The 20761-nt window shown below is 47.1% G+C and carries 16 protein-coding genes; 6 read left to right on the forward strand and 10 right to left on the reverse strand.

Annotated elements, in window-relative coordinates; translation table 11 throughout:
- Positions 1–571: 571 nt before the first annotated feature.
- The 3 genes from ACFS25_RS08675 (at position 572) to ACFS25_RS08685 (ending at position 5870) form a co-directional block, all read left to right on the forward strand.
- On the forward strand, positions 572–4225 hold the full coding sequence (locus ACFS25_RS08675; RefSeq protein WP_381498730.1) for a PAS domain S-box protein: 3654 nt from the start codon (positions 572–574) through the stop codon (positions 4223–4225).
- Between the two features lie 43 nt (positions 4226–4268).
- Entirely contained in the window at positions 4269–5387 is a 1119-nt protein-coding gene (locus ACFS25_RS08680) for a hybrid sensor histidine kinase/response regulator (RefSeq protein ID WP_381498733.1), read from the forward strand.
- A gap of 267 nt (positions 5388–5654) precedes the next feature.
- The gene (locus tag ACFS25_RS08685; protein WP_381498735.1) at positions 5655–5870 is read left to right on the forward strand and encodes a hypothetical protein; all 216 of its coding nucleotides are present in this window, start codon (positions 5655–5657) and stop codon (positions 5868–5870) included.
- A gap of 177 nt (positions 5871–6047) precedes the next feature.
- Here ACFS25_RS08685 and ACFS25_RS08690 read toward each other — a convergent pair whose 3' ends face one another.
- Positions 6048–6275, reverse strand: coding sequence for a hypothetical protein (locus tag ACFS25_RS08690; RefSeq protein ID WP_381498738.1), 228 nt, complete (start codon positions 6273–6275; stop codon positions 6048–6050).
- A 238-nt stretch (positions 6276–6513) separates the two neighbouring features.
- Between ACFS25_RS08690 and ACFS25_RS08695 the strand changes: the two genes are divergently transcribed.
- Positions 6514–7206, forward strand: coding sequence for a sulfite oxidase-like oxidoreductase (locus tag ACFS25_RS08695; protein ID WP_381498741.1), 693 nt, complete (start codon positions 6514–6516; stop codon positions 7204–7206).
- A gap of 21 nt (positions 7207–7227) precedes the next feature.
- Here the strand turns inward: ACFS25_RS08695 and ACFS25_RS08700 are convergent, their stop codons facing one another.
- From ACFS25_RS08700 to ACFS25_RS08715, 4 genes are all read right to left on the reverse strand, one after another.
- Entirely contained in the window at positions 7228–7803 is a 576-nt protein-coding gene (locus ACFS25_RS08700; protein ID WP_381498744.1) for a D-sedoheptulose-7-phosphate isomerase, read from the reverse strand.
- A 104-nt stretch (positions 7804–7907) separates the two neighbouring features.
- Positions 7908–8849 carry an ROK family protein gene (locus tag ACFS25_RS08705; RefSeq protein ID WP_381498747.1) on the reverse strand — a complete coding sequence of 314 codons (942 nt, stop codon included), beginning with the start codon at positions 8847–8849 and terminating at the stop codon, positions 7908–7910.
- Between the two features lie 85 nt (positions 8850–8934).
- A complete protein-coding gene (locus ACFS25_RS08710) occupies positions 8935–10554 on the reverse strand; it encodes a hypothetical protein (RefSeq protein ID WP_381498750.1) in 1620 nt (539 codons plus the stop codon).
- A 42-nt stretch (positions 10555–10596) separates the two neighbouring features.
- Positions 10597–11472 carry a carbon-nitrogen hydrolase gene (locus ACFS25_RS08715; RefSeq protein ID WP_381498752.1) on the reverse strand — a complete coding sequence of 292 codons (876 nt, stop codon included), beginning with the start codon at positions 11470–11472 and terminating at the stop codon, positions 10597–10599.
- Between the two features lie 138 nt (positions 11473–11610).
- On the opposite strand from ACFS25_RS08715, the gene ACFS25_RS08720 reads away from it, so the two are divergent.
- The gene (locus tag ACFS25_RS08720) at positions 11611–12708 is read left to right on the forward strand and encodes a Gfo/Idh/MocA family protein (RefSeq protein WP_381498755.1); all 1098 of its coding nucleotides are present in this window, start codon (positions 11611–11613) and stop codon (positions 12706–12708) included.
- Positions 12709–12888: 180 nt separating this feature from the next.
- Positions 12889–13119: a hypothetical protein gene (locus tag ACFS25_RS08725; RefSeq protein WP_381498758.1), complete on the forward strand. Its 231-nt coding sequence runs from the start codon at positions 12889–12891 to the stop codon at positions 13117–13119.
- Positions 13120–13201: 82 nt separating this feature from the next.
- On the opposite strand, the gene ACFS25_RS08730 is transcribed toward ACFS25_RS08725, so the two are convergent.
- The 5 genes from ACFS25_RS08730 to ACFS25_RS08750 all read right to left on the reverse strand — a co-directional run bounded on the left by ACFS25_RS08730 (position 13202) and on the right by ACFS25_RS08750 (position 20704).
- A complete protein-coding gene (locus ACFS25_RS08730; RefSeq protein WP_381498761.1) occupies positions 13202–14218 on the reverse strand; it encodes a hypothetical protein in 1017 nt (338 codons plus the stop codon).
- A 51-nt stretch (positions 14219–14269) separates the two neighbouring features.
- A complete protein-coding gene (locus tag ACFS25_RS08735; protein ID WP_381498762.1) occupies positions 14270–16987 on the reverse strand; it encodes a hypothetical protein in 2718 nt (905 codons plus the stop codon).
- Positions 16988–17079: 92 nt separating this feature from the next.
- Complete coding sequence (locus tag ACFS25_RS08740; protein ID WP_381498765.1) at positions 17080–18471, reverse strand: protoporphyrinogen/coproporphyrinogen oxidase; 1392 nt, start codon at positions 18469–18471, stop codon at positions 17080–17082.
- Positions 18472–18553: 82 nt separating this feature from the next.
- Entirely contained in the window at positions 18554–19315 is a 762-nt protein-coding gene (locus ACFS25_RS08745; protein ID WP_381498768.1) for a glycosyltransferase family 2 protein, read from the reverse strand.
- Positions 19316–19552: 237 nt separating this feature from the next.
- Positions 19553–20704 (reverse strand): acyltransferase family protein, encoded by a 1152-nt coding sequence (locus ACFS25_RS08750; RefSeq protein WP_381498771.1) that lies wholly within the window; start codon positions 20702–20704, stop codon positions 19553–19555.
- Positions 20705–20761 lie beyond the last annotated feature (57 nt).

Raw genomic sequence — 20761 nt, forward strand, 5'->3', positions numbered from 1 at the left:
CCGTTCCAACTGCGCTTCTTTAACCGGGCCGCCAGTGCGGTTCTTTCTGTAGGCACTTGATCTGTTTTTGCTCGTCAGTCAATTCGGTAAGTGGCTCTAAAGGCTAGGCTGATCAGGCTTTTTTTTCGTTGTCGCCATTGGCTAATTCGACCGGCGTCAATACCCAGTTCATTGGAAGCTCGTCGAACTGAGCCTTTTACATAAGACAACTCGATAGCCATCTTCTTGAACGCTTCATCAAACACACGTTTTTCATAGGAGTCAAATTTAATCGGTCTGCTGAAGCGGTTTGTCCTTGAATCTGCTCAAAAAATTCTCCAGTCAAATGTAGCAAGTCCAATTGCCGACACCATTATACCCTGATGGATGGTTATGAGTTGTGTCGGTTTGACTGTCAAAAATGATGCGGTTGAGTTCTACTATTTTTGTTGGTCATCTTACGTCTAAAAGTTTAGTATATTATCATTTAAGTGAGTATTGTATATTAGCTATGATAATTTAGTTTAAATATAAAAAAAATCATAAACTTAGTACTTCTTTGCAATGTTGGAATAATTTACGCTTAACAGGTATGATCTTTCCTATTGAACCTCCCTTCCATAAAGACTTAGAGAACATCCAGGATATAATCCCGTTAGCAATTGTTTACAGTCAACCTATCATCGAAGATGGACGGATTACAGATTTTCGCTTCATCTGGGCAAACGGCATGGCCCAGCAGATGGTAGCTTTCGATTCACTCGAGATCCAGCAGAAAACCTTACTTACCCATCTTTCCAACTCAAGCGATACCAGTGGTTTTGAGCGATTTATTCAGATATGGGAAACAGGAAACAGCCAGCGTTTTGAATGGTGCCAATCCATTGATTTACAAGATCGCTGGTTTGATACCTCTGTATGTAAACAAAAAGATGGATTACTCATGACATTGTTTGACATTACGGCGTCTAAACATGTTGCGCAGGAAGCAGAAAGACAAACAAATTTGTTGAAAAGCATTGTCGAATCATCACCGGCCGCCCTTGCCTTATTTCAACCCATACGTGATACCAAGGGTACTGTCAACGATTTCTATTATGCGTTAGTCAATCCTACTATTGCAAAAACGTTGGGTTATTCGGTTGAGCAACTAACTAACCAAAAAATACTGGATATATTTCCATCAGCTCATCAGCAAGGGAGTATCAATCGCTTAATTGACGTATTGCAGACAAGGATACCGCAACAGTATGAAATGCATTATCAGGCCGATGGACTTGATTTGTGGATGCAGGCACAATTGACGCCTGTGAATGAGGGTGTTCTACTAACCTACCTGGATACAACGGCATTAAAGCAACAGGCGGATCTTGTTCATCAAAGGAATAAGCAACTTCGAGAAGCGAATGATGCTTTAGAACGGAGCAACAAGCGCTTGCGAGTCTTACAGGCTATTCAACGGAGCTTGCTGGATGGCCAATGGACGGATAACCAATCTGAGTTGAGCGTGTTGTCACTGGTTGGAGAGCTTGTGCCTTGTGAACGGTTGGCGGTTTTTAGTTTTGATGAACATACCGATCTGGCCTTTGCTGAAAGTCGTCTGGTCGATGGAAAACTGGAACTAGCACCAGGAACGCTATTGCCTGCCCATATTTTTAGGATAGAACCCTTATTGAGTGGACACCCTCTACGGCTTGATGACCTGGAACCCGCTTTATTTAACCTCCCCGAAGAATTTGATCCTTATCTGATCGGTTACCGGTCGCTACTTATCATTCCGCTTTTTAGTCAAAAACACTATTTAGGCGTTTTTATGCTCTTTGCCCGGTCGCCTTCTTTTTTCACGGATGACTATTTGCAAATTGTGCAGGAGGTAGCCGATCAGTTAGCGATTGTTCTGCAACAGCAGCGACTCCGGAAACAGATTCGGCTGCACACCGACGAATTAGAACAGCGTGTAACTCGGCGCACAACCGAAATCCGGCAGCTTTCAGCCTGGCAACAGGCAATTCTCGAGCATACCGATGTCGCTATTCTGGCCTTGAGTCCTCAGGGTCTTGTTGAAAGTGTTAATCCGGCTCTAGAACGAATGCTAGGGTATAAAGCATCCGAACTTATTGGCAAAAAAAGTCCCTATTTTTTTGATGATTCCGCCTATCTGTCCGAAGCAAGCCAAATGGTAATTCGACACCTTCGCGGGGCTCACTCAACCCGCTTTAACGCGTTTGCTGCGATTCTTCAGCGGTCTGGTCATTTTCAAATTGAATGTACCCTAATCAGCGCCCAGGGCAAACCCGTTTTCGTCCTGTTAACGGCTAGTTCCATCAGGACTGAGAACGGAACGCTTATGGGGTACATCGCCATGGCAACCGACATTTCAGAACTTAAACAAGCAGAAACGCAGCTGCGAGAAAAAAACCAAAAGCTGGCTGCTTTCTTCGATAGCTCACTAGCCTTACATGGTATTGCCAATCAGGATGGTTATTTTATCCAGCTGAACCTGCTTTGGGAGGATGTGCTAGGCTACTCCGTTGAGGAACTGATGGCTCGACCTTTTATTGACTTCGTCCATCCCGACGATCGGGCGGCTACAATACGGGAATATGATCAGCTTCTACATCAAAAAACAACGGTTGCTTTTGTTAACCGATACCGTAATCAAAACGGGAGTTACCGCGTCATTGAATGGCGTAGCAAACTTGTCGATCAATTGATTATCTGTTCCGCACGAGACGTTACTCAGGAACAACAAATGCATCGGTTACTTCGGCGAACTAATCAGCGACTGAAGTTAGCTACTCAGGCTGCTCACCAAGGCATCTGGCAGTATGATTTTAAGGGCGACAAACTAAGCTGGGATAAGCGGATGTACGAAATCCACGGGACCCCCCCTGGAGAGAAGAACAGGCACTTCCATGATTTTTTGGGGAAACTTTCTGATGAGGATCAAGCTGCGCTTAGAAAGCGCCAGGCAAACAAGGATCTGACGAATTTCAATACGGGTGTGATCCGCATCGTCTGGCCGGATGAAACAATTCATTATACCGAATCTCACGGGTTGATCGTTCGCGATAAAAAAGGGCAGCCCTCGCGGGCGGTGGGTGTTGCCTGGGATGTAACCGAGCGTGTAAGAGCTGAGTTGGCACTACGCGAGAGTGAACAGCGATTTCGGGAGATTGCTGATAATGTCGATGAAATCTTTTGGATTTATTCGACGGAGCCAATGGCTTTATTGTACATCAATACGGCTTATGAGCGCGTTTGGGGGCCTACCTGTGCCAGTTTATACAAGAACCCCGCTTCATTTCTAGATTGTGTAGTAGAGGAAGATTTACCGGTTGCCAGGGTCTTTTGGGCGAATTTGCTAGCCGGTCAGGAAAGCCAGAGTCAGTATCGATTTCAGGATACGCAAGGGGCTGTTCGCTGGATCTCAGTGCGCACGTTTATCATGCGGGATGGCGAAAACAAACCCCAACGGCTAATTGGCATTGCCAACGATGTTACAGGCCAGAAAGAAAAAGAAATAGTACTGCAACAAGCTCTGGAACGGGAACAGGAATTGAACAAACTGAAGTCGCAATTTGTAGCAACGGCGTCCCATGAATTCAGAACTCCCCTAACGACTATCCAATCGAGTGTTGATTTGATTAGCCTCTATTTCGAACAACCGACATCGCAGACGTTGATTCAAAAACACCTGGGCATCATTCAACAACAGATTCAAAATTTTAGTGGACTACTATCTGATGCGTTAACCCTGGGTAAAATTGAAAGTGGAAATGTAGCTTTCAGACCGGATTGGGTCGATGTACTCGAACTCTGCCAACAGGTTATAGACATGCATTTCAGTCAGCAGCCAGACGCACGACGTGTACAGCTAGTAATAGAAGGAACGCCGTATCATGCCTGTCTAGACGAAAAGCTGATTGGCTATGTTTTGGTTAATCTATTATCCAACGCCTTTAAGTTTTCCGAAGACGATCCGTTGCTCCGTATTATTTTTCAGGAGGATACGTTGATATGGCAAGTCATTGACCAGGGAATAGGGATACCAGCTGCTGATCTGGCTGGTTTATTTCAGGCTTTTTTTCGGGCTCGCAACACGAGCACCATTCAAGGAACCGGTTTAGGTTTAGTTATTGCCCGTCGGTATGTAGAATTACATAGAGGCTCCCTGGATGTAGAAAGCACGGAGGGAAAGGGAACAACTTTTACCATTACATTACCTACTAAGATAAATCATTGATAATCAATCGGTATATATATATATACTACATACTTTACACCCTATGCCAACGCAAATCTTAGTAATTGAAGATGAAAATCAAATTAGAGAAAATATAGCCGATTTGTTATCGATTAAAGGTTTTGAGGTACAGACCGCTTCAAATGGTCGGGAAGGTATTAGTCAGGCGCTGCTGTCTCCGCCTGATTTGATTTTGTGTGACATCAGGATGCCCGAGGTAGATGGCTATCAGGTACTTGAAGTTATTCGGGGTACACATTCACTGGCGACAGTGCCATTTATTTTTCTGACGGCCAAGACCGATGGCCTGGAAATACGCCAGGGTATGGTATTGGGCGCAGATGATTATCTGACGAAGCCTTTCACGATGAATAATCTATTACTGGCTATCGACAGTCGGCTGAAACGGGAAGCCGTACGGAAGGCGGACTTGCAGGCCAAATTGCGGGACCATCGACATACAATCGGTCAGCTTTCCTCCCATGAACATAATACTCCTTTAAGCGGTATCATTGGGTTTAGCTCTCTGCTACTGGATAATTATGAAGAGTTTGATAGTGAAGAAGTTATAGCCCTGCTGTCGATGATTAAGGCCAGTGGGCTGCGTTTGAAACGCTCATTAGATAAACAGCGACTTATTGAAGTGTTACAACTGGTCAATTCCAGCCATCCTTCCTATCCTTCGTTTAGTACTGGCACAACGCAAATAGACATTGAGTTGGTTGAAAAACAGATGCTCGCTATTAAAGAGTGGCAAAATTGCGAAGTAACTGGTCATCTGGAGATTGAACCGGCTACTCTATCTATTTCAAGTGAGAATCTGACGATTATTCTGACCGAATTGCTCGATAATGCCCTCAAGTTTTCTGACGGATCTACGCCTATTCGATTAACAGGCCATCGGGAGAACGGTGTTTACCAATTATTGATTACTAATCAGGGCCAGCCTTTTAAGCCAGAAGATGTAGACCGAATAGCACCGTATGTGCAGTTTGAGAGGCAGCACTATGAACAGCAAGGGTTTGGGCTGGGGCTGGCGATTGTAAAAAATCTGTTGGCGTTCAACCAAGGCGTATTAAAAATAGGTAGTAGTTCCCATAAAGAAACGACAGTAAGCGTTACGATACCCCTTAATTTACTGAGTGATAACGTAACGCAGTGAGAGAAAGGAAAGAACTGATTATAAGGGCCAACCTATAAGCGTGACAAGCTAAAGTCAAGACTATAATTCAGTTGAATTGTTTGGTGTATAGAAATCAACTGACTTTTTGTTTCATAATATTTTTTGGTTGTTAAGCAACACCTTAACCCCACCAGCCTTATCTGACTGTTCGACTGCAATACGCCTTAATACCCAGGCTTAGTCGTGCCACTCAATCATATATTATTTTTATGGACTGGAGAAAGTGCGCTCAACTCGTACTTTTACATGATGAATAGTAACGATGAAAAATTGATTGCCTTCTTCACAGGGCGCAAATTGCCAATAAAAGGCTACTTTCAAATTTCAACCTGGGATTCAACTTTTGACTTAAGAAATACGGTGGATCTGGCTATTATTGGTCTACGGGCCGGCGATAGCGCAAGTAGAGATATGCTTCAGAGAATTAAACAGAAGTTAGAAACGGTGAACACACAGGATTAAAGAGAATACAACTTATCCCTAATTCATGACATCAACTTAGAAATCTATAGGAGGGGTGAGGGATAAAAGCGGTAGACAACTATACGTTGGGTATTGACATGGTGGAAAAATGTAGAGTGTGCAGCCAGTAAGTAATATCGCGACTAAGCAGTTACAAGAAACGCCAGCTGATGTGCCTCATTTACAAGTTGTTACTACTGTTAAGCTGCTATTGCTAATGGTGTTGGCAATAACAAATGCCGATAGCTCATCATCGCCACAAACTTGTTGATCGTTCTTATTGACTTGTCCTGTCTTCCCATAGGTCAATGTCTCGCAGCTTTTGCAGTTTTTTTTCTTAAATGAGCCACCTTCGCAGGCTGCAAGCGTAAGGAGAAGGATGATTGCAATTAATGATTTTGTCATGTGTTATAAAGTTAACTTACGATACGCCATTAGCCGCAACGCTGATTCAGTAGTAAATCTTGCCAAATACACGACTCATATTCCAGGTTACACCAACCAAAGATGATAACTATCGGTTGCTGTAAGGTGCCATCTGGCCTGACCAAGCGTTTTTATACCTGTTAACTCCTGCCTTTTTAAAACTACAAAATGAAAATTGGGGTTTAGTAGACGTAATATATCTCCAACCACTACCGCTATGGACGCTAACGAAAAAACTGATAAAATTGTTGAGGCCCGGATGAAGCTTAAGCATCGGTTTGAGGAGAAAATGGCACAGACGCCCTCCTTAACGGATGAGAAACCTCGCGGTACTGGTTTAGCAAACCGTCATGGTATGCCAGCTGTTCCCGTCGGGCAGACCGTTACGACAAAGTGGCCGGTGCTGGATTTAGGCTACAAACCGAATATTCCGCTCGACAAGTGGCAACTGAATATTGATGGGGAGGTAAACAACCCCATTCGACTCAAATGGGACGATTTAATGGCTCTGCCACAAGTAGAAGACACCAGTGATTTTCATTGTGTAACGACTTGGTCTCGGCTAGATGTGCCCTGGGTGGGCGTTCGGTTTATGGATATAGCTGCTTTGGTTGACCCTAAAGGTTCGGCTACGCATGTGATGTGTTACGGGTACGATGGCTATTCAACGAACGTTTCGCTTGAGGAAGCGCTTAAACCCGATGTTCTGCTCGTTCATACAGCCGATGGCAAACCATTGACCCTTGAGCATGGTGGTCCACTCCGCATGATTACCCCCCAGCTATACGCCTGGAAAGGGTCAAAATGGATTAAGCGTATTGAATTCCTGACCAAAAATCAACTCGGTTTCTGGGAAGAGCGCGGCTATTCCAACACAGCCTACCCCTGGCGGAATGATCGGTATTCGTGATTGTAGAGACCAGTACGGTCTTTACACAGACTCAATAAAGCCGTAACATAACATGTGGCAGATAGTCATTTGGGCATCTTCTACGCGGCCATAGTGTTCATCCTGAATAACAATTGACTCATGGGCAAGCTCGGCCAGTTTACCACCCTTACCACCAACGAGGGCCATGGTTGTCAGGCCGTTATCATTAGCCCACTGCACTGCCTTAACCACGTTGGGCGAGTTGCCACTCACGCTTAGGGTTAATACTAAGTCGCCGGGGCGGGCGTAATTCTGAAGCTGCCGTAAATAAATGTCCTCGTAGGCATAATCGTTACCAAGAGCGGTAATCCATGATACGTTTTCATTGAGCGACATACAGCGAAAGCGTCGGCCATTGCTGTGGGTGCTCATTTTATCAGACGCGCTTTTGCCGAGGTCAGTGATAAAGTGCGAGACATTGGAGGCACTGCCCCCGTTCCCAAAGGCGAAAAACTGTCGATCATCTTCCCAGCATTTTTTGATTAGATTGATAAGATGCTCAACCCGATCAATTGGAATGGCATCGTAGGCAGCCTTTTGCCGGTCCAGGTAATTCTGAAAATATAGTTGATTCATGGCCTTAGGAAATGGGTATCCAGTTTTCGTTTAATGGGGTGGTGCATCAACCAATCACCATATTGGCGTGACGGACTGCCATTAACGACTACCGAATAGGAAAGCTACGTACGATCAATAACTAATGCTAATGCGCCAACGGGTACCGCATCTTCACCCAATTTAGCAAGCAACACGATGGGAGCGGGATGAAATGTATTCATGACAAAGCGCGGTAATACCTGTCGCACAGCTGCTCGCAGCGGTTCACCAATGAGCGACAACCCTCCACCTAGCACGATAGCATCTGGATGAAATAAATGAACAACGTGCGAAAGTCCCAGCGCCAGCACGGAACCGATTTGTTCGATCAGCATCCGGGCAACTGGATCGCTGGCCTCATACGCCGGATGTAAAAAACGAGCTTCTTTTCCAACCACTCCCGCAGCGTGCGCTTCCTGCACGGCAATTTTTAACGCTGAATCGTTGGGCAGTTGCGGAATCAGGTCACGAATTTGCTTGTCTACTGCCCAGCCCGATACGGTTTGTTCCACCGTTTGACCCGGCATAGTTTCGCCAGGTGGTACAAGCCATAAATGTCCTATTTCGGCTTCTCCGGGCATTGCCCCATGATAAAGCTGCCGGTCGGTGACCATGCCGCCACCAACGCCACTACCAAGTGTAACGTAAAACACACGGCTAAAACCTGTGGCCACCCCCTGCCGTGTTTCGCCAAGAGCCGCAACATTAGCGTCGTTTTCGACCCGTACAAAAGCGCCCGGTACTTGTTGCTGGAGCCAGGTTGTCAGGTCGACACCCGCCCAACCGCCAATTTGATGCGAGGTAGCAATACGCCCCGTTTGCCAATCGACAGGGCCGCCAAAGCCCACCCCAATGGCTTGAGGTGGTTCGGGAAGTTGGCGAATTGTAGTAGCAATTTGCGCTAAAATGCCATCTGCCCCCTGCTCCGCGTCAACAGCGTAGCGGAATCGTTGGGTAATCTGGCCCGTTATATCGCCCGTTACGATCTGCAACTTTGTTCCGCCAATTTCGATACCAAGATTCATGTAGTGTTTTACTTAGTGGCTGACCGTTTTTAATCTAGTGGCAGAAATTGATAAATAACACCGATCAACTTTAGCTGTTTTGTGCTTATTTACCCTGATTCATCGTTGCGCGACCGAGGTAAATTTCATCGCCTTTCAGCGTAATAGTTGTGTAAAAATTGTAGCCATTCTGCACATAACGCATCATCACCCGGTTCGTTTGGTCGGGGCGGGCATAGGCTTTAGTAGCCGATACCAAAATCTGATTTCCATTGACAATTGCCCGTACAAAAGGCAAATCATGGGTTTTCGTCTGATTAGCGTTGTACTTATACCATGTTTGCCCGCCATCATACGAACACTCGGTGGCTTCGTTGAGGTACGTTTCGCGGCCATTAAACAAATCGCCATGATGCTTGAAAAGCCGCCAGAGCCCATGAACATAATGCTCATAACAGGAGTAATCCCGGTCGTTGCCCAATCCTTTTAAATTTGGATCGGTGGGAGAGGGTTGTCCGGGAATAAGGTCAATGTGATCATCCCAGAACAGTACGCCATAAGCACCTGTAAACCAATAAAATATACCCATTCCTTCGGCCACAGCGGGCGGTGCAGCGTGTTCGGCTTTGCTGCTGTTTGGAAGTTCACTCTGGGTATTAAATAACCACTGCCAGGCAATCCGCTTCTTGGAAGATAATTTCATGTTGACCTCCTGTTCGCCCAGCAACGCAGCCAGCCAATGACGATCACCGTCGCCGGTATGCCGGGTCGAATAGTCAAAATCAGGGTATACGTAATACGTGCCGGGCATATGAAAATCAGCATAATCGCCGAATGATTTACCGACTATATCGGTTGGCATCCCGCGTTGCTGACTCGTGGCGGTCTGGCGGGCCGGCATAGTCCAGAGCCATTCCGGACTGGCTTTATAATCTTCGGCTCTTGAATAGCCAACGCTATTATGCAGGACTGGCGCAATAGAACCAATCTGCGTTTGCGGACTAATATTTTCCTTGATTGTTTTAATCATGTACGTATACAGATTGACCTGTTCCTGCCGGTTCCCTACACTAGTATTGTCGTTTTCAATGTCCAGAAAAATAAACCCGTACGTGCTTTTCATCCCGCTGGATGGGCAGTCGCCGAAGCCGAGACAACTTCCGCTCAGTTCCGACGATGCCTGAAACAAGGTATTGCGATTGGCAGGACGGGCTGATGGATCGGCTCGGTTAGGCGCGGAGCGGTACAGTGTCTCATTAGCTTTTTCGCTGTTCTGCGCCCAGCCCAGCCCAAACGAATCTCTGAAATAGCCCTGGTAAAGGATCAATGCCCGCTGGCTGGGCTGTAGCGCACTTTTCCAACCATTTGCCGGGAAGCCATCTTTCCATATTTCGACACCTGTCACCATTCGACTTTGATCGACGGCTGAGAAGCCGCGTCGGAAAAGTTTCGTGCGGTCCTGTTGTACATGCAGGTTTCGCCCGGCTCCGCAGAACGTGATAGTTTTGGTTGCGGGAAGGGCAAAATCACTTACAATATCTAAGTTATAATATCCTTTGCGGGTACTGGGCGTAAAGCGGGAGCGGGGCGTAGCTACTAACGACGTTTGTGTGGGCAGTGGGCCTTGCAAGGGCACAGCCACGACATTTGCAGCCGCAGCCGGACGAAGATACCAGTAGCCAGTGCCCGCCAAACTGACCACTAAACCCAAGGCAAGTAGTTTCATAACCGACTTCATAAATAGAGTGAGAAAAGAGATGAGTGTATGTTATGACTCATCAATATACCGCTTCGTAATAGGCTGATAAGAATCAATACGTCGGTCGCGGAGATAGGGCCAGGTTGTTCGGTATTTGTCGGTAAGGGCTAAATCTATGGTCTGTACGTGAACGAGTTCCTGATCGTGCGGAGCCAGATAAAGCAGTGATCCGAACGGATTGGTTACGAATGATCCACCCCAGAACTGCTGGTCGGCCTCGCGCCCAACCCGGTTCACGGCTACCACATGAATACCATTAGCGATGGCGTGGCTCCGCTGAATAGTCTGCCAGGCGTTGTACTGTTCTTCGTTTTGTTTCGGGTCTGGCTCGTTCGTATCCCAGCCGATGGCGGTAGGATAAAAAAGAATCTCAGCGCCCATCAGCGCCGTAATGCGGGCCGCTTCAGGATACCATTGATCCCAGCAGATGAGTACACCAATTCGGGCAAACTTCGTGTTGAACACTTTGTAGCCTAGGTCGCCGGGAGTAAAGTAGAACTTCTCGTAGTAACCTGGATCATCCGGAATGTGCATTTTCCGGTATTTACCCAAATACGTTCCGTCGGCATCCAGAACGGCTGTGGTATTATGATATAATCCCTGCGCTCGTTTTTCGAACAAAGAGGCCACAATGACGACGCCTAACTCGCCCGCCAACTGCCCCAAACGGGCGGTTGTGGGACCGGGAATGGCTTCGGCGAGGCTGAAATTATGATGATCTTCGACATCGCAGAAGTATAGCGACGTAAATAATTCCTGCAAACAAACGATTTGAGCACCTTTCTGAGCCGCTTCCCGAATGCCGCTGATGGCTTTTTGAACATTTGTCTCGACATCTGCCGAGCAACTCATCTGCACTAAACCGATATTGACGTTCTTAGACATGGAGCAAAAATAGGGGGTTCTGCGTGGATAGACCCAATTCTCAACAAAAAGCTTATCGGGTGGGTTCGGCAGAAAAGTTTTTGAGTTTATCAGTTGAAGTTTGTAGGTTGAGTACCTAAAACCTAAAACTCGATACCCATGACTTCCCGCAGAACTTTCCTGCATACAACGGCGCTTACTGGCGTAGCCGCAACACTATCTCCCAATACGCTATGGTCTGCTACTAAGCCTGCCAAAGATAAACTAGGCGTTGCGCTGGTTGGCTTAGGCTATTACAGCACCGATCTGCTGGCCCCGGCCCTGCAAAAAACCAAAAATTGTTACCTCGCTGGTATCGTAACCGGCACGCCCGAAAAGGCCGAAAAGTGGAAGAAACAGTACAATATACCGGATAAGAATATCTATTCGTACCAAACCTTCGACCAAATTGCCAGTAACCCCGATATTGATGTGATCTATGTGGTACTACCGCCCTCTATGCACGAGGAATATGTAGTACGTGCGGCAAAAATGGGTAAACACGTCTGGGTGGAAAAACCGATGGCTGTGACGGCGAAGGAATGCCAGAATATGATTGATGCCTGTGCAAAAAATAAAGTGTCTCTGGCAGTTGGGTATCGGCTTCAGCATGAACCAAATACGCAGGAATATGTCAAAGCGCTTCGGGATGGAAAAATCGGGAAGATCCAGATGGTAAGTTGTTCGGCGGGGTACAACGACAACCGAACAACGCACTGGAAACAGAAGAAAGAAATGGGTGGTGGCGTCATGTACGATATGGGCGTGTATGTGTTGCAGGGCGCACGATTAGCCACGGGTGAAGAACCCATTGCGGTCACGGCGCAGCAGTATACTGCCCGGCCCGAGGTGTATAAAAATGGGCTTGACGAAACGACAATGGCTCAGCTTATTTTTCCGAGCGGAGCGCGGGCAGCCGTTCAGACGAGCTACGGCATGAATATGAACTTTCTAAACGTAACGGGAAGCAAAGGTACCTTGGTGATGGAGCCTTATTCCGCCTACAACGGCCAAAAGGGACTTTGGAGTGGGGGCGGTAAAATTGAGCATCCCTACGAAGTGCCCTGGCAGCAGACGAAGCAAATGGATGACGATGCCGAAGCGATTATGAACAAAAAGCCGATGCTGGCACCGGGTGAAGAAGGGCTACGTGATATTAAAATTGTAGAAGCAATTTACGAGGCTGCCCGGACGGGACGGGAAGTAAAAATCAGCTAAAAAATTTTATGGTTAAACTTAAATAGATGCTTGTACAAGTGTGCTGTATCGTAGCGCTTTAGTTGACATAGTGTTTTACTTGTATTCTAGTGGTGTTTTTGTTGTGATATATAAAGTCGGGCGACTCATTTGGTGAGTCGCCCGACTTTTGCTTATTTCGCTTGTCAACCCCATATGCCTATGCAACCGACCGATTTTACCAGCCTTCCTGCCGATCAGCAACTCGACACACTTTACTTCACGGGTGACATTCTCGCTAATCGCTACGAGGGCGAGAACATTTTTCTGCTATACAATCTCCGCGATTTCTACGTCGAACTCCGCTACGATGCCTACAATAGCCAGTTGCATCAGGTTACAGCTTTCCGGGATACGGGCAAGCTAGAACCGTATCTGCCATATTTGTCGTAGGTCAGGTGAGGTTGGTTGAGGAGACGGAACTCAAATCAGATCTCTAGTCTACTTCAAAACCTTACATACCGTACCTATTCGCTTAAATCTGAATTTTCTGGCTCACCAGATCAAGCCATAGCTTTCGGCCTTCACACGTCCAGTGGGTATCACTTTTCAAATAAGGTGATAGGGAACTGGTTTTGTAGGCTTCATAGGTGTTGATGGTTGGCACCCGCAATTTTGGGTTCGCCTGAACCCGTTCGATCAGGTGGTTGTATGCGCCCCGGTCAGGTTCCAGAATACTGGCTTTGTTGGGAATGAGAGACAAATAAACAGCGTCGAAACCAAGCCGCTGATAGCGCTCCGCTACGGCATTAACACTATCCACCAGTATAGTGACTTCTTTATCGGTCAGGTTGGCGAAAGACGAATTCATCGTTTTGGTTGTATCGGTATCGCTACGCAGGAATAGCTGCTTATGATCTTTCGACAGACTAACACTTGTGTTTTCCCGGTCAAACCAAGTCAGGGTCAGACTTGCTTTCAATTCTTTGAACCAAAAAGCCCAATCGCGGCTGAATAAAGCCGATTCGAGCCGTTCTTCCATATCACTCCGATGAAATTCATTACTCAGTCGCTGGCGCAGTGGTTGCCGTACTGTGGGGGTTCGACTGGTATCGGTCTCAACAACGAATTCATTGATGGGTCGGGCGAAGTGTTCACGGACGTGTCGTTCTACCGATTCGATTAGTAGTATGTTCCGTTTAGTTGGATCGAGTTGCACCCGTTGCTGATAATCCCAGGCCACGCGTTGGAAATGACTCACTCGAAAGTCTGTTTCTGTAAGGCGCTCTGGTTCCGAAAAACTATCGCCGATGATGTAAAGATGAGTGGAAGCAGTATCACTCGACCGTTCGGAATGCCGCGCCACTGGTGGAGAACAAACCTGTTTTGCCTGCTTGAACTGAGGTAAAGCGGAAAGTCGGTACAAGTCGCCAAACCGATAGTCATCAACAATGATACCGGACTCATAGAGCCAGTGTAATACCGTACTCGACAGGCCACCGCCCCACAGAACGAGGGTAACGGCTAAAATTATATAGCGAACGACGCGCATAGATAGTGAGGTATAAGGCGTAGGATTTACCGAGGCAAAACCTTTATTTATTTACCTTAATCGAATACTGAATAATTGCACGGCCTGTTGTGCGCCACTGAGAATATATAATTCATTCGTACGTTCATCAAACTGCAAGGCTACCGGAAAATCACTCGGAATAGGGCGGTCGTTTACAATGTGGCCGTTCAGGTCGTAAAGCATCGTGAAACCGCCCGATTTAACACTAATCAACTCTATACCTGCACCGAGTCGGTGGTAGCGAACATTGTTCCGTCCTGACTGCAAGGCCCGTACATCAAACCGTCGTTGTCCCTGCTGGTCCAGCACGGATATTTCAGTATCCGTCGTACGAAGGAGTAACCAGTTTGTTTGATCTTCATCGGGAAACAGTCCGAATGAACCATTCCGAACGGGTCGGTACAATTGGGTACGCTTGGCAATCAGACCATTTGCGTTTAACGTAAGCAATTGACCTTCGTCGGTAATAGCCCGAATTTGCGCTTGTCCGGGTGGCAAGAGAGCTGGACTAACGAAACGAATTTCGGGTTCTTCTTCATTGGTACGCTCAATTTGAGTGGGAAAGTGAGGATATTGAGTACCATTCTCACGCCAGTGATTCAGCGTTCCGTCCGCTTGTATACCCAAAATATCCATACCTGTCGGCGTAACTATTACCTGAAAAGGAAGCTGTAACGGGCCTTTGTGCGGAGCCGTCATCAATCGTACAAAGGTTCGGCGCTGGCGGTCGAGGGCGTAAATATGGCCGTCTTTATGGGCAACCAGCGCCACCATATTCCGTTGTTGGCTCCCACGTGGCCGAGCCAGAAAGGATACGTCTATTCCCTTTGGCAGTGGAATGGCCTGGAGAGCCACTTCTTTTCTGATGCGTACAGGGTCGGCAATGTACAAAGTTCGGTCGGTCATGAACAGGTATTGCAACCGGCCATTATTTAGGAAATCTGCGCCTAAGGCATTACTGCGAATGGGTCCGTCGGTGTTGTTCTGTACCAGTTTGTCGCCTTCGGGAGTTACTAAAACAAACTGCCCGGCATTATTCTGGGCATAAAACTGAGCTGAATTGTCACTTAACGTACCCGTTACAATGGGTGCTGAAATTAGGGGTGCGTTAAACTCAGTTTTCTTCTGCAATAGTAACTTATTGAGCACGGCACTGCTGGCCCGACGGGTGGTACGTCCCAGAACCACCGTCGATTGGATATTTTCGTTACCATAGCTGGCCTGATACGCCATATTTTCCAGGTTTGCCAACGCAGGGCTACCCGTTGCCGGGTCAGGCTGAGCGAGTAGGTTTTGCCAGGCCAGTGGCCAACTTGTAAGTACGTTTGTTTGTTCCCGATTCAACCGGGCAAACGCGGTGAAATTGGCCGGGCGGAGGGTTGTGTTCAACAACTCTGCCTGACGTTCGTCGGCTGTCCAGACCGCTCCGCGCTGTACCTGTTGTAAATAATCCTGCATAGCATCTTCGCTGTTGGCAACAATCAGAGAAGAGCCATGCTGCGTTATCCAGCTTTGCGAAAAGCCCGAAAAAAGGCTGCTAAAGAGCGATGCGGGCAACTCAGGTACGTTGAGTAACAATATCTTGTGGCCCAAATAGCTTTTTGGCGAAGCGACTCGTTGAGCCCCCGACCGATAAGCTACCTGTTGATAGGCGTTTGCAAGTTGTTTTCCGTCCTGAGCTGTCAGAATTAAAATTTGCCGTAAGGAGCCCGTCGGTGATTCCAACCGACATAATAGAATATCACTGCCTAATGATTGATACAGAGGTTTAGTTTCAGACTTTATCTGATTAAAGCGTTCGCGCAGAAAATCGCTGGAAGCAGAACCCAATAAGTTGCTGAGTGACTGGCCAAAACGGGCTGCATCGCTGATGCCAATATGGTAAAGGGTGGCAGTTGATTGTGGAATCAGATACGCATGCTGAATGCGTCGGGGTGCCTGGTTGGCAAATAAAGCCGCTACATCCCGCCGACCGCCAATCTGGTCAACGGCATACCCGATTAGGTGAGAGCGGGAAGCCGACTGCCGAAATTGAAGATTTAATTCTTCGGGCAGAAATAGCCGGACTAATGACCCAACGTTGCTAAAGAGTGACTGGAGCACTTCGGGCCGCACCGATAATCCGGCTAAGTGATCGCCATCTACGTGGAAATCAGGCTCCGCCAACGTTAGTTTTAGAGACTGGTGCATTCGTTTTGCGACATTTTCGATTAGAATACCCGACACGCTGCCCACTAGAAAGTTGTCTGTCAGGATGAATGAACCAACCGGCTCATTTCCTCTGGCTACTAAATCAAGAATCTTTTCGCCTGCAAACGTATGATTGAGCACACGATACTGGCGTGGATCGGGATTAGTCAACCGATTTAGAAAAACCTGATCGTTGGCGGTAATTGGAACGTAGAAAATGAAATCAAGCGTCGTTTTGGAAATGGAGTGGAGTGAATATCGAATGTTTCGGCCTGAAACAAACTTCAGGACCGTAGCTGAATCAGCAGTTGAATACAGGAACCGGTCAAGTTTCTGGCGGGCTTCATCGAATATGGGTAACTGCCGAAGCGATATCTGCGTACGCAACACCCGTGCAGAAACGGTGTCCTGTAGTCGGTCGCTGGCTAGTACCAGCAAAGCACCCGACGGCACCAACGACCCAACGGTACGGCTTACCGGGAATAACTGGTGATACCCAAGCCAGCCACTTATAAGCAGAATTACCGCACCGACCCCAATCCAGAGACGCTTATTCATAGATATGTATACGTAGTAAGTGATAAGTGGCTGACGAGTAGATAATTATCCCGCGTCAGCCACTTGCTACTTAATCACTTATAGACTTTACCCTATTTCCCCCACATCGCGTTGGCTGTTTCTGGGAAGGGCATTGTTAATTCAGGAACATTAGCGGCTACCCGGTTTGCCCATTCGACTCCCTGCATCAGCGAGTGATCCTGATTACTAACCTCATATTTCCAGGCACCAAACCGGCCCCTTGAGTAAATGCCAAACGGCTCCAACTTAGGTAGAACTGCTTTCAAAATAGCATCGCGTTCAACAGATGGCGTGGGATAGCCATAGTCAAATGCCATATGAAAAGTCGAAACTACATCGTTGGCTGACTCAATGAGCTTGTCTTCAATCAGCGCACGAATCGTGTCGTCAATCAACGTTTCGCGGTTGACAGGCTTAGCCGAAGATTCACTCGTTTCGGTCATCAACGACCAGTTTTGAGTTATGTCGGGAACGTTGTTGGGACTATAATTGGAGAATACCGTCACCCGGTAATAAGGGCTGTTATATTCTGGAAAATACATCCAGCACATCGTTTCCAGGCTGGGTTTAGGCTTGCCTTTCAGACCAACACCAACCACGTTGGTTGAAGAGTGCTTCAGACCCTGCGCCATTTGCACCGTTTCTGAATCCAGCCCTTCTACCTTTTGTGTAAATAGGTCGAGGGGCACCGTACTCATTAAATAGTCGTACTCAACTTCCTCGCCATCGGCCAAGATAATTTTCTTATCCGGCCCTATTACCTTGTCAACCGTAGCATTCAATTTTACGTACTCACGGCCAACAAGGTCGCCAACAGCTTCCCAGATACCGCCTGTTCCACCTTGTTTCGGAAATTTAAATGTGCTGTTTGGTCCCCAGGAGAAATCATCCTGATTGAAGATGATATTTTTAGTGACCCGTTGCAAGTCAGTGACAGCCACACGTTCACCTACCCAAACCGCGTTCATATCTTCGGGCGGGAAGGCCCATACTTTAAAGTTATATGGAAACATGAACGTTTCTGCTAGTCCTGTTCCGAAGGTTCCCAGAATCCACTCGCGGAAATTAGCGGGTTTCTGGTTAGTTGGGAATTTATAATTTTGGATGATGCCTTCAAGGCATTTCCACATTGTTTCGGGCGTTAGATATTTAATGTTGTTCTGAAACGGATACGGCACAAAGCGGTTTTCAATCCAGACCCACGATTCGCGTTGGTGACTAAGCCAGCCATCTTCGCCCAGGGCTTTCAGCATCAGGTCGTCGAAGTACTTGTAATGCGAAAACTGTACGTGACCACCCACATCCCAGGTGAACCCTTTTTCATCCACAAAGCTCTTCGACAGGCCACCGATACGATTTTCTTTTTCTAAAATGATGAAGTCGGTAATCCCTAATTCTTTCAGGCGATAAGCCGCTCCAAGACCCGTTGGACCGGAGCCGATAATGACATATTTATACTTCATAAGTTGAGCTTTACGAATTAAGGAGTACTATTTTCGGCGTCAGCAATCAACGGCACAGTCTAATTCGTGAGTCGGAATCAAATTATGCCGTTACGGGCTCTTGTTTTTTTAAAGCTTTTACTTTACCACTCAACTCGAAGCGGAATTGCGCCAGTTCTTTAAAACTTTGAATACACACCTTGAGTAGTTTCCACTTCAAAATTGAGACGGTACCCGTTAGACGTTCTTTATGCGTAATAGGGATATCGAAGGTATTGAAGCCTGCTTTCTTAGCCATAACGGCCAGAAAAATATTGGGGGCAAAAGGGGTTGGGTTGGGTAGTTGCGCCAGCAGTTTACGAAGGAATGTGCCTCTGATTAAGCGGAATGGAATATTACTATCCATTATGTATGTTCCGTAAATGAAGGCGATGCTCAGACGAAGAATCCGAGTAATGAGCAACCGAGCCGGAGCGTCGTAGCGTTCTTCACGATAGCCCAGAATAAACGGCGATTCATACCGTTTATCCCATAGTTTTTTAAAGTCGTCGGCAACAAACTGGTCGTCACTATCGGTCTGGAATATGTATTCTGAATCTAGTGCAACGGCCTGCCGATAGCCATTTGCTACGGCGTCACCATGTCCACCGTTAGGCTGATGCACGACCATAAGTTTTGGATATCGACCTTTTATTTGATCTAAGATGGCACCTGTTTTATCACGGGAACCGTCGTTAACGACAATCAAACGGGTGTTTTCGGCAGGAAACTGGCGGGTCAACAAATCAGTCCACTGCTTGACAACAGTTTCGATAACTTCTTCTTCGTTGTAAGCCGGCATTACAATTGACAGCAGGAGACTCATACTCGGATAAATAGTGAATACTGATTAATGTATAAGTAATACGGTTGGTACAGGGAACAATCAATTGGTTGGTCGACCTTTCAGTTTACTGTTGGTGCCATCCGGGTAGTTTACTATACATCTACTAAAGACTTGCAAATATAGGAAATTGTTAGTGGGTAAATGCCCAAACTAGACAGGACCTTACGGAGCGGCAAACGAACATGACCCGTTGAGTGAGGTGGGGTTGACTATATGTCAATACGAAAACCGATCTTTAAGATTATTAACCGGCTTCTCAATCAAAAACCAGGAAATTGTTGCCAGCGCGACAGTCAGGGCCAGATAAAATGAGAACTGGAAGAAATAGGAACTGTTCAGAAATGGCATCATTTCGGAAAGTCGTCGCCAGGCCCGTACAGTAAAATGCGTTGGCTGCGTGTGAAAAACATTGAAAACAAAGTTGTGGAAAAGATACAGCCCGTAGCTTATGCGCCCCATGTACTGACTAACGGGGTTTTCGAGTATCCACTTCATAGGGCCTTTAAACCCGATAACCGCTCGGCCAATGAGAAAGAAACCGATAAATGAAGCGGCCAGTCTCTCCCACACATCAGACATGATATTATGGTGTCCGGCCCAACCTCTGGAGTCGGGAATAGCAGGCAGTACTTTCGTTAGAGTAGTAACAATAATAAATAAAGCAATGCTTATCCAGAGCCAGCGGGTTCGCGAAAATACGTTTCCGAATCGCTCCCGCTCATACAGCCACCAGAAAGCCATAATGGCTCCCAGGCCAAACGAGTCCAGGCAGGCGGGCATTGTTACATATCCAATGAACCACGGCATCCGGGCCTGATAAAGTACATACCGCAGCGCAACACTCCCAATAATCATCAGGCCCGCCGTTAGCGGAACCCACCGACGCGGTACAAAAAACAGAAGCAACGGAAAAAATAAATAGACCTGTTCCTCCACCGCCAGTGACCAAAGGTGATCAACTGTACCCATCCAGCTAACGTGGCGGGCCATGTATAGGTTGGTAGCATAGAGGGCCAGCCAGCCGATTGTTCGGCGCACGGGCGGCTCATTGACGAGATATAGAATGAACAGCGTCAGGTAGTAAATGGGGAAAATACGCAGGGTTCGGCGGATATAGAACGTTTTGAGGTACTTACCTATGCCTCCGTTTGGTTGGTTACTCAGTTTGTCTTTGCTCGACAGCAGGATGCGGGTGATGAGAAAACCACTTAGGACGAAGAAAATGGTAACGCCTAACGCGCCTAGCGGCAATTCGATGCGACCAACCATCCAGTGATCGAATAAGACCATGCCAACGGCAATGAACCGGATACCGTCTAACTGCTGAAGGTGGTTCAGCGCTGGGCGTACGGAAGCAGACGTTGGCATAGATGACGGGTTGAACGAATTGGGCGAATGACTTTGATTGTGAACCAACGGTCTATT

This window comes from Spirosoma flavum (genome assembly GCF_042686045.1).
Lineage (GTDB): Bacteria > Bacteroidota > Bacteroidia > Cytophagales > Spirosomataceae > Spirosoma > Spirosoma flavum.